Source organism: Streptomyces sp. NPDC005820, assembly GCF_040630255.1.
Taxonomy (GTDB): domain Bacteria; phylum Actinomycetota; class Actinomycetes; order Streptomycetales; family Streptomycetaceae; genus Streptomyces.
This window is the reverse complement of sequence record NZ_JBEXXE010000024.1, coordinates 13,664-25,647: the sequence shown is the minus strand read 5'-3', so window position 1 is coordinate 25,647 and position 11,984 is coordinate 13,664. Positions and strand designations below refer to the sequence as shown.

General features: G+C 72.4%; 10 protein-coding genes and 1 pseudogene. 3 read left to right on the top strand and 8 right to left on the bottom strand.

Annotated features, from left to right (window positions below; translation table 11 throughout):
* Nucleotides 1-130: 130 nt before the first annotated feature.
* Nucleotides 131-706: a hypothetical protein gene (locus ABZ464_RS27910; protein ID WP_359280811.1), complete on the bottom strand. Its 576-nt coding sequence runs from the start codon at nt 704-706 to the stop codon at nt 131-133.
* A gap of 335 nt (nt 707-1,041) precedes the next feature.
* Between ABZ464_RS27910 and ABZ464_RS27905 the strand changes: the two genes are divergently transcribed.
* Nucleotides 1,042-1,476, top strand: a complete 435-nt coding sequence (locus ABZ464_RS27905) for a protease inhibitor (RefSeq protein WP_359280809.1) — start codon at nt 1,042-1,044, stop codon at nt 1,474-1,476.
* 139 nt (nt 1,477-1,615) lie between these two features.
* On the opposite strand, the gene ABZ464_RS27900 is transcribed toward ABZ464_RS27905, so the two are convergent.
* The 4 genes from ABZ464_RS27900 to ABZ464_RS27885 all read right to left on the bottom strand — a co-directional run bounded on the left by ABZ464_RS27900 (nt 1,616) and on the right by ABZ464_RS27885 (nt 4,963).
* On the bottom strand, nt 1,616-1,996 hold the full coding sequence (locus ABZ464_RS27900) for an STAS domain-containing protein (protein ID WP_359280806.1): 381 nt from the start codon (nt 1,994-1,996) through the stop codon (nt 1,616-1,618).
* A 115-nt stretch (nt 1,997-2,111) separates the two neighbouring features.
* Nucleotides 2,112-2,255, bottom strand: coding sequence for a hypothetical protein (locus tag ABZ464_RS27895; protein WP_359280805.1), 144 nt, complete (start codon nt 2,253-2,255; stop codon nt 2,112-2,114).
* A 36-nt stretch (nt 2,256-2,291) separates the two neighbouring features.
* Nucleotides 2,292-3,296, bottom strand: coding sequence for a Ppx/GppA family phosphatase (locus tag ABZ464_RS27890; RefSeq protein WP_359280802.1), 1,005 nt, complete (start codon nt 3,294-3,296; stop codon nt 2,292-2,294).
* A gap of 161 nt (nt 3,297-3,457) precedes the next feature.
* Entirely contained in the window at nt 3,458-4,963 is a 1,506-nt protein-coding gene (locus ABZ464_RS27885; RefSeq protein ID WP_359280799.1) for an MFS transporter, read from the bottom strand.
* Between ABZ464_RS27885 and ABZ464_RS27880 the strand changes: the two are divergent.
* Together ABZ464_RS27880 and ABZ464_RS27875 are read left to right on the top strand one after the other, a co-directional pair.
* Nucleotides 4,962-5,474, top strand: a pseudogene (locus tag ABZ464_RS27880) (VOC family protein); the annotation flags it as partial. The gene ABZ464_RS27885 and the pseudogene ABZ464_RS27880 sit on opposite strands and share 2 nt — an antisense overlap.
* 36 nt (nt 5,475-5,510) lie before the next feature.
* Nucleotides 5,511-6,038, top strand: coding sequence for an SRPBCC family protein (locus ABZ464_RS27875; protein WP_359281083.1), 528 nt, complete (start codon nt 5,511-5,513; stop codon nt 6,036-6,038).
* 61 nt (nt 6,039-6,099) lie between these two features.
* On the opposite strand, the gene ABZ464_RS27870 is transcribed toward ABZ464_RS27875, so the two are convergent.
* Genes ABZ464_RS27870 through ABZ464_RS27860 form a run of 3 tightly spaced genes read right to left on the bottom strand, consistent with a single transcriptional unit; the run spans nt 6,100 to nt 11,938 of the window.
* On the bottom strand, nt 6,100-8,916 hold the full coding sequence (locus ABZ464_RS27870; protein ID WP_359280797.1) for an NHLP bacteriocin export ABC transporter permease/ATPase subunit: 2,817 nt from the start codon (nt 8,914-8,916) through the stop codon (nt 6,100-6,102).
* Nucleotides 8,913-11,135, bottom strand: a complete 2,223-nt coding sequence (locus ABZ464_RS27865; RefSeq protein WP_359280794.1) for an NHLP family bacteriocin export ABC transporter peptidase/permease/ATPase subunit — start codon at nt 11,133-11,135, stop codon at nt 8,913-8,915. The genes ABZ464_RS27870 and ABZ464_RS27865 overlap by 4 nt, the downstream gene beginning before the upstream one ends.
* On the bottom strand, nt 11,132-11,938 hold the full coding sequence (locus ABZ464_RS27860) for an HlyD family efflux transporter periplasmic adaptor subunit (protein ID WP_359280792.1): 807 nt from the start codon (nt 11,936-11,938) through the stop codon (nt 11,132-11,134). Before ABZ464_RS27860 ends, ABZ464_RS27865 begins: the two co-directional genes overlap by 4 nt.
* Nucleotides 11,939-11,984: the final 46 nt, after the last annotated feature.

Genomic DNA, 11,984 nt, shown 5'->3' with positions numbered 1-11,984 from the left:
GGAGCGCGGGGTGGCGCGGCGGGGGACCGGACGCCGTCGCTGCCGCGGGGTGGGCGACGCGGGCGGAGGCCGTCCGGGACGGGGTCTGCCGAACCTAAGCGGTGGGGCAGGACCCCGGCCAGTGGGCGGATCATCCTTCTTCCGGGTCCCGAGTGGATGAATCATCCTCCGTGTGGGGCGCCTCCTCCCCGTCCGGTCCCTGGGCCCGTACCCGCTGGACGTGCTCCAGGGACTCGCGCAGCTCGGTGAGCCAGTCGTCGGTGTGCCGCTGGACCAGCCGGACGCACCAGGCGAGCGCGTCGCTGCGGCTGCGCGCCACGCCCCCGGCGATCAGCGTGTCCAGGACCTGGCGCTCGGGCTGCCGCAGCCGGGTCATCACCGGCGCCGCGATGTGTGTGAACAGCGCCCGCTCCCCGTCGCACACCACGCCCCACGACACCTTGCGGCGGAACCGGTGCTCGGCGTCCCGGGCCACGGCCATCCTGGCCTCGCGCGTGCGCTCCCGGAACTCCTGGATCCGGGCCGTGACGGCCGCCTCCCGCTCGGCGGCCGGGGCGTCGTCGGCGAGCCGCGGCGCGGGCACCCGGCCGATCACGGTGATCTCCTCGCGGTCCACGACGACCTCGACGAGTTCTTCGAACAGGTCGTCGGGCAGTCGCCCGGCGAACCAGCCCCTCAGCTTCTCTCTCTGCTCCGAAGTAATCATGTAATGACGATTACTCCGCTGGTCCATGAACACAAGGGGTCGCGAAGGGGTCAGCTGAGAGCGGAAAGAGAGCAGGAGCGGAATGTTTCAGGCCGATTAACGAACCCATCGAAACCGGCCATCTGGCCGACGGAAGAGATCATGAAGCGCTTGCTTCCGGGGTTGGAACGTTCGAATTCCGTGACTTCACGCCACTGATTCAATACGCAAGGTTACTGAAACGCATGGGGTCGATGTGAGTTTCGGCGGCGGACTCGGCAGACTCGCGGTCGCCGCGTTCGGCTCCGATCGGGCCGGCCGGCACACCCCCGAAATCGAGCGGAAGGATGCACACAATGCGGAACACCGCGCGCTGGGCGGCGACCCTCGGCCTCACGGCCGCCACCGTCTGCGCACCCCTGACCGGGGCCGCGCTCGCCGCCCCGGCCGCCGCCCCCGCCTCGCTCTACGCCCCGTCCGCCCTGGTGCTGACTCTGGGCCACGGCGAGAGCGCCGCCACCGTGGGTGCCGCCCGTGCGGTCACCCTGAGCTGTGCGCCGGGACCCTCCGGCACCCACCCCGCGGCCGCACTCGCCTGTGCGGAACTGCGCGCGGCGGGCGGCGACCTGGACATCCTCGCGGGCCCGGGCGACGCGATGTGCACCAAGCAGTACGCCCCGGTCGTCGTCACCGTCGACGGGGTGTGGCAGGGCAAGCGGGTCGCCTACGAGCGCACCTTCGCCAACGAGTGTGTGAAGAACGCTGCCGGGAGCAGCCTCTTCGCCTTCTGAGACCGGGATCGCGTGGCTCCCGTGGACGCCGCGACCGGCCCGTGACGTGGGGAGTGCGGGCCAATGGACACGGGACGACCGTGATCTCGTAACCCAGGGGCCGGACGGGCGGAGTGGGGCCGCCCGCCGGTCCCTGGGGTCATTCCGTGCGATCCCCGGGGGCGTCCGAGAGGCCGTCCGGGAGGCCGTCGGGGAGCGAGGTGAGTGGCGGGAAGCGCCCCAGCAGGCCCGTCGCGCCGAACAGCCGGTGCAGATACGGCTGGTCGCAGACGACCCGGAGCCGGCCGCCGCCGCGTACCGCCCGGTCCTGGGCCCGGCACAGCACCCGCAGCCCCGAACAGTCGAAGAACTCCACCCCGCGCAGATCGACCAGGACGTCGACGGCCGCCGCGGCCGTCACCGCGTCGAGCTGGTCCGCGACGAACCCGGCCGTCGCCAGATCTATCTCGCCCGTCAGCTCCACCACGGTGCGGGGGCCGTCGACACGAGTACGGGCAGGGGGGTCGGCAGGTGGCGTCATGTCCGCTCCACCTCGGCAAGGGGTGTTCGGGCGGCTTTCGGGAGCCGCCTTCGGAGCCGGTAGCTACCCCGCCGGGGCGCGCAGCATCCCTGCACGACCGGGCGCAAGATCTAGTTCACTCGTCCCAGTGAATTTCCGGCATATCGCTTGTTGTGGCAGCTCCGAGATGGTCGAGCTCGTCGGCGCGGGCCTCGGCGTCCTCTATCTCCCGCAGGACCGCCTCGAGTGCGGTCTCGGGCGGTTCGCGGTCGTCGGGCATGGCCGGCTCCTCACGTCGGGTGTCTTCCGGACTGTTTCAGTGTCGCGCGACGCGCAGCGGCACCGGCTCCGGGGGGCCGGTGGCCCCGTCGGTGAGAAGGCTGACCTGCGCCCACCAGGACGGGCCGTCCTCGATGTGACGCAGCATGACGCCCTCACGGATCGCCCACGGACAGACCGTGACCCTGCGCAGCCCGGTCAGCTTCATCGCCGTGTGCCCCACCACCGCCCCGGCCAGGCTCTGCGCGGCGCGCGGTGCCGAGATGCCGGGCAGCCGGGCGCGTTCCTCCGCCGGCAGCTCGGCCAGCCGTTCGATCGCCGTACGCAGATCACGCCGGTGCAGGGTGCGCTCCACGAACGGGCCGTGGCGGCCCGGCAGGGCCCCGCACAACCGGCCGAGCTGCTGGAACGTGCGCGAGGTGGCCACCGCGGTGTGCGGACCCTCCCAGCGGATCCGGGCGGCCACGTCCCTGAGCTGATGACGGACCCTGCGCCGCACCGCCCGGACCAGGTCGGGGGACGGCGGGTCCTCGCCGAGGAGGAAGTCATGGGTGAGCCGGTTCGCCCCGAGCGGCAGCGAGGCCACGAAGTCCGGCAGCCGGCCCCGGCCGAACGCCACCTCGAACGAGCCGCCGCCGATGTCCAGCAGCGCGAGCGGCCCGGACCGCCAGCCCATCCAGCGGCGGGCGCCGAGGAAGGTCAGCTCCGCCTCCAGCTCGCCCGGCATGGTGCACAGCGCGACCCCGGTCCGGGTACGGACCGCCCGCAGCACCTCCGTACGGTTCGGGGCGGCGCGCACCACGGCGGTCGCGAAGGCCAGGGGGCCCGCCGCACCCCACCGGTCCGCGGTACGGGCCGCCGCGTCGACCGCGGTCACCAGCCGCTCCACGGCCTCCTCCGGGACGGGCGCGCCCGGAACGACCTGTTCGGACAGCCGCAGCCGCCACTTCTCCGTGTGCACCGGCAGCGGCACCCCGCCCTCGGCGTCCGCCACCACCAGTCGTACCGTGTTCGACCCCACGTCCAGCACGCTGATTCTCATGGCCCGGCGCGTACCCGGAGAGCCGATTCCCTACGCAGGAGGCCATACGAAAGGAGCCACCGTCCCGAAACGGACGGTGGCTCCCTCATTTCCCGGCGGTCCCCGGTGCTTCCCGGTGCTTCCCGGCGTCTCCCGGCGTTTCCCGCGCGGAGCGTCAGGACTTACATGTGGACGACCGGTGCGGCGTCCGCGTCCTGCTGGGGCACCCCGCGGCGGAAGAGGAGGAACGCGATCACCGCGCCCGCCGCGAAGAGACCCGCCGACCACCAGAAGGCCGTGGTGTAGCTCTCGATGGTCGCCTGCGCCTGAACCAGCTTGCTGGTGGCGTCCCGGCCGGCCAGATAGTCCGTCGCGGCGCTCGCGGCGAGGGTGTTCAGCAGCGCCGTACCGATCGAACCGCCCACCTGCTGCATGGCGTTGACCGTGGCGGACGCCACACCGGCGTCCTCGGCGGCGACCCCGCCGGTGGCCATCTGCATGGCGGGCGGCATGACCAGGCCGAGTCCGACGCCGATGACCACCAGCTGCGGCAGCACCGCGCTCACGTAGTCCGAGCCGACACCGATCCCGGTCAGCCAGGCCATGCCGGCCGCGGCGATCGCGAAGCCCAGCGGGATGACCGCCTTCGGTCCCATCCGGGGCACCAGGACCGTCGTGCCGAGCTGGGCCGTCACCATCAGCGCGCCGACCATCGGCAGGAACGCCACACCGGTCTTCGTCGGGCTGAAGCCCAGGTTGAGCTGGAGGTAGTAGGTGAGGAAGAGGAACACGCCGAACATGCCCGCGCCGGAGATCAGCACGGCGAAGAACGAGGCGGCGCGGTTGCGGTCGAGCAGGATGCGCAGCGGCAGCAGCGGGTGCTCGGCGCGGGTCTGCCACCAGGCGAACGCCACCAGCAGCACCCCGCCCGCGACCAGGAAGCCCCAGGTCAGCGCGGAGTCCCAGTCGTGGGTCTCGGCGTTGGAGAAGCCGTAGACCAGGGAGAACAGTCCGGCGGCGACCAGGACGGTGCCGGGGACGTCGAGCTTGGAGCCGCCGGCGTCGCGGTGGTTGGTCAGCAGGACCCAGCCGCCCGCGAAGGCGAGGACGGCGATGGCCACGTTGACGTAGAGGGTCCAGCGCCAGTCCAGCGCGTCGGTCAGGATGCCGCCCAGCAGCAGGCCCACCGCGCCGCCCGCGCCGGCGATGGCGCCGTAGACGCTGAACGCCTTGGCCCGTTCCTTGGCGTCGGTGAACGTCGTGTTGAGCAGGGAGAGCGCGGCCGGGGCGAGCAGCGCGCCGAAGGCGCCCTGGAGGGCGCGGGCGGTCACCAGCATCTCGAAGTTGGTGGCGGCGCCGCCCAGCGCGGAGACGGCGGCGAAGCCGACGACGCCGACGAGGAAGGCGGTCTTGCGGCCGAAGAGGTCGGCTATGCGGCCGCCGAGCAGCAGCAGCGAGGCGAAGGCCAGCGCGTAGGCGGTGACGATCCACTGCCGGTTGCCGTCGGAGAACCCGAGGTCGGCCTGGGCCGAGGGCAGGGCGATGTTCACGATGGTGGCGTCCAGCACCACCATCAGCTGGGCCAGGGCGACGACCGCGAGGATCCACCACTTCCTGGCGGAGGCGGAGGCGGGCGGCGCCGGCTCGGTGCCCGTGCGGGCGCCGTCCGTCAAGGTCTTCGAGGACATGGGGAACCACTCCAGGGAGGTCGGTGCGGTGGAGCAGGGAGAGCAAAGAACACGTAAACGAAACCGTTTCGTACACATCGAGGCTAGACCACTTTCTGCGAAACGGCAAAGTTTCGTTAGGAGGGGGTGCGGGGCCGGTCGTAGCGTGGACCTCATGCCGGAACTCGCCGGAATCCACCATGTGAAGATCCCCGTCGTCGACCTCGACCGGGCCCGCGACTGGTACGGCCGGGTCCTCGGCCTGAAGGTCACGCACGAGTTCCCCGACGCCGAGGGTGTGCTGCGCGGCGTCGGCGGCCCGGTCCCGGGACTGGGGGACACCCTGCTCGCGCTGCGGGTCAACCCGGAGGCGGCGCACGGCTGCCGGAACTTCGACCCCGTGAGCTTCGCGGTCCGCGACCGGGCCGCCGTCGAAGCCTGGGCCGCCCACCTCGACGCGCTCGGCGTCCCGCACTCCCCGGTCATCGAGGCGACCCTCGGGCGGCTGCTCGTCTTCCACGACCCCGACGGCATCCAGCTGCACCTGTACAGCCGGGAGCAGCGTGGCGTGGACCGCGTCGACCTCACGGGTGTCCCCCTGACCCTGGACGACGGGCGGCCCGCGGTCCGGCTCACCCGCACCTACGACCATCCGGTCGCCCGGGTCTGGCGGTTCGTCACCGATCCGGACGAGCTGGCCCACTGGTTCCCGTCCCGCGTGGCGATGGATCTGCGCCCCGGCGGCACGATCCACTTCAGCGGCGATCCGCGTCTGCCGGAGTCGACCGGCCGGGTCCTCGCGGTGGAGGCGCTCAGCCATCTGTCCTTCGCCTGGGGCGGCGACGAACTCCGCTTCGATCTGGAGCCCGAGGGCGACCGGCGCACGCGCCTCACCCTGACCGACGTCCTGGACACCGCCGACGCGGCCGCGCGCAACGCCGCCGGGTGGGAGGTGTGCCTGGCCGCGCTGGACACCAGGGCGGCGGGCGGCACACCGGCCCCGCCGGACGGCGGCACCCGCTCCTGGGAGGCGTACTACCGGGCCTGCATCGAGGCGGGCTTCCCCTCCGGAGCCCCCGTGCCCGGCCGCCCCTGACCGGGCCCGTCGGCCGACGGGCACCAGCCGGGCCCGCTTTACCTCACCTGCTGCCCCCGCCCTACGTCAGCTGCCGTCGCACCAGCTCGTGCAGTCGGCCGGTCGTGTCTGCGAGGAGTAGGGCGGGTGGGCCCTGTTGGGTGATTCTGCCGTTCTCCATCACGACGACCCGGTCGGCGTCCAGCACCGTCGACAGCCGGTGGGCGATGACGATGCGGGTGGCGTTCAGCTTGCGGGTGCTCTCGATGACCGTGCGCTGGCTGTCGTTGTCGAGGGCGCTGGTCGCCTCGTCGAGGAACAGGATGCGCGGCCGGCGGATCAGCGCCTGGGCGATCATCAGCCGCTGGCGCTGGCCGCCGGAGACCGAGCCGCTGCCGGAGACGATGGTGTGCAGCCCCATCGGCATCCGCCGGATGTCCTCCCCGAGCCCCGCCAGCTCCGCGGCCGCCATCGCCTCCTCCGGGGTGTAGGCCCCGGTGCCGCAGATGACGTCCAGGATCGAGCCGGTGAACGGCTGGGCGTGCTGGAGCACCACACCGCACTGCCGGCGCACCGCCGACTGGTCGAGCGCGGCGAGGTCCTGGCCGTCGTAGAGCACATGGCCCGAGACCGGCCGGTCGAAGCCGATGAGCAGACGCAGCAGGCTCGACTTGCCGCAGCCGCTCGGGCCGACGACCGCCACGAACTCGCCCGGCCGGACCTCGAAGGAGACGTCGTCGAGGACGAGCGGGCCGTCGTCGGAGTAGCGGAAGGACAGCCCGCGGGTCTCCAGGGCGCCGGACAACGGACCCGGACGGGTGCTCGCCGTGCGGACCTCCGGCGTCGCCTCCAGCACCGGACGGATCTCCTCGAACAGCGGCAGCGCGGCGACCGCCGAGACGAAGGCGCCGGTCAGCGAGGTGACCGAGGTGAGCAGCATCGTCATCGACGTGTTGAAGGTGAGGAAGTCCGCCGCCGACAGCGCGCCCCGCGCCGGACCGGCCAGCAGCATGAACATCAGCAGCGAGCACAGCGGCAGATACACCGCGCCCAGCACCGTGGTGAGGTTCTTGATCCGGCCGAGGCGCTGCTGGAGCTCACGGCCGCGCGCGAACCGTTCCGCCCAGGCCGCGTACGCGTAGTTCTCGGCGGCCGCCACCCGCAGCTTCGGCAGGCCCCGCAGGGTCTGGAACGCCTGGTTGTTCAGCTTGTTGGAGAGCACCACCAGCCGCCGCTGCCAGCGCACCTGCCACAGCCCGAGCCCGAGGAACACCCCGGCGATGACGACGAGCATGCCGATCGCCGCGAACGCCATCGGCACGCTGTACCAGAGCAGCAGCCCCAGGTTCATCGCGCCGACGGTCACCGACTGCGCCACCGAGGGACCGAGCCCCGCCAGCAGCCGGCGGATCGCGCTGATGCCCATGGCGGCACTGGCCAGCTCACCCGTGGACCGTTCGGCGAAGAACGTCGTCGGCAGTCGCAACAGCCGGTCCCAGACGGCCGGTTGGAGCGTCGACTCGACCCGGCCCTCCAGCCGCAGGATGGTGAGGTTCTGCAGCAGCGTGAACGCCGCCGCGACCACACCGCCGACCATCACGGCCAGACACAGCTGCACGATCGGCCCGGACTGCGCCTTCGGCACGTACTCGCCGAGCACCTTGCCCGTGGCGATCGGCACCAGCGCCCCGATCGCCACCGTCACCACTCCGCTGAGCAGCAGCTGCGTCAGATCACCGCCCGTGCCGCGCATGCTGAACCGCAGCAGGCCCAGCGGACTCGGCCTCCGGTCCGGCAGCGGCCGGTAGAACATCACGGCCCGTGGCTCGAACTCCTCGGCGTTCGCCTTCTCGACCGGGGTCTCCCGTCCCGTCGACGGGTGTACGGCGACATAGCCGCCGCGCCGCCACAGCAGCGCGACCGGCGCCCCGGACAGCGCCCGGTGGCCGACCAGCGGGCCCACGTCGTCCCGCCACCAGCGCCCGTCGAGCCGTACCGCACGGGTGCGCACCCGGGAAGCCAGGGCCACCTGCTCGACCGGGTCGAGACGGTCGTCCGCGGCCCCCGTCCGGGTGGGCTCGGAGAGGACGATCCCGGCGGCCTCGGCGACCAGCCGGCACGCGGCGAAGGTGGCGTCCGCGTCGGCAGGGGTGGTGCGCCGGCCCGTCTTCCCGCCGATCGAGGCGAGCAGGGTGCGGTCGGCCCGGTCCCGGACCGCCTCGCCCGCCTTGATGCCGGCGGCGGCACGGGTCTCGTGGGTGCGCTCCAGCTGCTCGATCCAGCGGTCCAGCGTGGTCAGCAGGCGGTACTGCTGGTCGACCATGCCCTGCCACACCGCCGGGTCCATCAGCAGATCGGCGGCCGCCTCCGCGCCGTGGAGGGATCCGTACTGCACGCTGCCCGGCGGGACCTGCATCCAGAACACGTCGTCGTCCGTCACGGCGGCCGGCTTCTCCGTCGCCATCGGCGCCTGGAAGAGGACCGACAGGCCGCGGCCGACGCCGAGGGCGAGCGCGTACTCCAGCGGACTCGAAGTCGGCGGTACGTACTGGGGGTTGCCGTATTCGTCGTAGGACCAGGTCTGGGTGCCGGCGGGCTGGTACAGCTCGCGCAGACCGATGCGGTGCACCACGCAGTCGCGCAAGGGGCGGGCGACAAGGGTGTGCTGGGGCCCGGCGACCGGACCGAGCAGCAGCGCGCCCGCCTCCAGTCGGCCCAAGTGGTGCCAGTGGCCCTGCTGTTCGGCGTCCACCGCGAACAGGTCCAGGGCGCCGGACGCCACCAGCCACAGCACCTGCGGGCCTTCCAGGTCCAGCCGGCCGAAGCCCGCGCAGTCGACGCGCCCACCCAGTCCGCCCAGCGCGGCGAGGACCACATCACCGTCGTGCATGCCGGTCACCGCTCCCTGACCAGCGCCGCGTACGCCCCGCCGCGCGCGACGAGTTCCTCGTGCCGTCCCCGTTCCACGACCGTGCCGTGCTGGAGCACCACGATCTCGTCGCTGTCGCGGACCGTGCTCAGCCGGTGGGCGATCACCACACAGGCGCAGCCGCGCCGGCGCAGGTTGTCCATCACGAGCAGCTCGGTCTCCGCGTCCAGCGCGCTCGTCACCTCGTCCAGGACCAGGATGCTCGGCCGGCGCACCAACGCCCGTGCGATCTCCAGGCGTTGCCGCTGACCGCCGGAGAAGTTGCGGCCGTCCTGCTCGACCCGGCCGGCGATGCCCCCGGGCCGACGCATGACGACGTCGTACAGTGCCGCGTCCCGCAGCGCCTCGATCACCGCGTCGTCCGGGATCGACGGGTCCCACAGCGCCACGTTGTCGCGGACCGTGCCCTCGAAGAGGAACACCTCCTGGTCGACGAAGGAGACGGAGGAGGCGAGCGCCCCGCGCGGGATGTCCTCCAGCCGCTGTCCGTCGATCCGGATCACGCCCTCCCACGGTGTGTACAGGCCGGACAGCAGCCGGGAGACCGTCGACTTCCCGCTGCCCGAGCCGCCGACCAGCGCCACCTGCTGCCCGGGGCCGACGGTCAGGTCGAAGCCCGACAGCAGGGGCTTGTCCAGCGGGCTGTAGCCGAACGTGAGGTTCTCCAGCTCGACGTGCCCCTGGAGCCGGCGCGTGGACTCGCCGCCGGCGCGACGGTCGTAGAGCGGGTCGGCGCGGAAGCTCTCCACGTCCTTGAGCCGGGCCACGTCCGCCGCGAAGTCCTGGATGCGGCCCGCCACGCCGTTCAGCCGGGTCAGCGGGGCCGTGAAACGGGCGACCAGCGCCTGGAAGGCGACCAGCAGCCCCACGGAGAGATGGCCCTCGATCGCCCGCATCCCGCCGATCCACAGGATCAGCGCGCTGTTGAAGGTGGCGAGCGTCGGCGCGACCACGCCCAGCCAGGCGCTCGGCACCCCGAGCCGCTGCTGCTCCTCCAGCGTGGTGGCGTGCTGCCCGGCCCACTTGCGGAAGTAGCCGTCCTCCCCGCCGGTCGCCTTCATCGTCTCGATCAACTGCAGCCCGGTGTACGCCGTGTTGGTGAGCCGTGCGTTGTCCGCCCGCAGCTTCGCCGTACGCGTCGCGCGCAGCCGGACGACGACCCGCATGGCGACGATGTTCAGCAGCGCCACCCCGATGCCGACGAACGTCAGCTGCGGGTCGTAGGTGTAGAGGAGGACGGCGTACAGGACGACGACGATCGCGTCCACGCCCGCCGAGGCCAGATCGCGGGCGAGGGTCTCGGCGACGGCGTCGTTCGACTGCAGGCGCTGCACCAGGTCGGCCGGGCTGCGCTGGGAGAAGAAGGTCACCGGCAGCCGCAGCAGATGGCGCAGGAAGCGGGCGCTGGAGAGCGTGGAGGAGATGATGCGGCCGTGGTGGAGGTTGGCCTGCTGGAGCCAGGTCAGCGCGACGGTCAGCACGACGCACGCGCCCATGGACGCGAACAGCACCTCCAGCAGCGAGGTCTGACCGCCGATCAGGAACATGTCGATATAGGTCCGGCTGAGCGCCGGCACGGCGGCGCCGACCAGCACCAGCAGCAGACTCGCCAGCACGGCGGCGGGCAGGGTGCCCGCGGTGCCGCGCAGCCGGGCCGGCATCGCACCCAGCACCCCCGGCCGGCGCCCGCCCCGCTCGAAGCCCTCGCCCGGCTCCAGCACCAGCACGACACCGGTGAAGCTGCCGTCGAAGTCCTCCATCGGCACGAACCGCCGCCCCTTGCCGGGGTCGTTGACGAACACGCCCCGGCGGCCGAAGCGGCGGCCCATGCCGTCGTAGACGACGTAGTGGTTGAACTCCCAGAAGAGGATCGCGGGCGCTTTCACCTCGGCGAGCGCGGCCAGATCCATCTGCATGCCCTTGGCGGTGAGGCCGTAACTTCGGGCCGCCTTGAGCAGGTTGCCGGCGCGTGAGCCGTCGCGCGAGACACCGCACGCGATCCGCAGCTCCTCCAGCGGGACGTGCCGGCCGTAGTGGCCGAGGACCATGGCGAGGGAGGCGGCGCCGCACTCCACGGCCTCCATCTGGAGCACGGTGGGCGTACGGACCGTCCTGGTACGGCTCTTGGGGACCGTGCGCCGGGGCGGCGCCGCGCGCCTTCGGCTCCGGGTCCGCTCGGCGGTGGTCACGGAAGCAGCCAATCGACGGGACGCTGGTCGGCCAGCCGGATCGCACCCGTGGCCATGGTCATGGAACTGAGCCCGTACGGCGGCCCGTCCGCGGAGGACCACCGGTAACCGCTCTTCGTGGACGCCGACTTGTCGAGCCGTACGAGCACCGCCACCGGGCGCCCGTCCTTGGTGAACTGCGCGCCGAGCTGGCTGTCGCCGAGGAACGCGGCGACCTGTTGCGCCGACTGGGCCGTGCGGTCGACCGACTTCACATGCCCGCGCAGCACGCCGTACTCCTGGGAGGGCACGGTCTGCACGGTCAGGTCGACGGCCGCGTCCTCGGGGATCGAGGCGGCGTTCTCGGCCGGTACGTACACCGTCGCGTACAGCGGATCGTCGGCGTGCGCGACCTTCTCCACGGCGGCGACGTCCGCGCCGGTGGAGATGATCTGCCCGAGGGTGGCGGCCAGGGCGGTGATCCGGCCCGCGGCGACCGTGCGGACCACGGTCTCGCCGTCGGCCGTACGGACCTTCAGGACGGGGGAGTCGGCGGGCAGCCGTTCGCCCTCCTTCGTCAGCACAGCGGTGACCTGGCCGGTCGCCGGGCTCTGCAGGATGTAGCTGCCCTCGCCATGGGTGAGGACGGCGGGCGCGCTCACCGTGGAGGCGACCGAGCCGGTCACCGCCCACACGGACGCGGCCGCCATGACGGCGACGGTCACGGCCAGCACCAGCCGGCCCTGGGGGCGCGCGAAACGCACCGGCAGGTCGAGTTCCTCCGGTGACTGGAGCTTGGCGAGGGCCTGTTGGCGGAACTGCACGGGCTTCTCTCGGGGGGCGGGGTCGGGACGCCGACGAGTCCCGGAG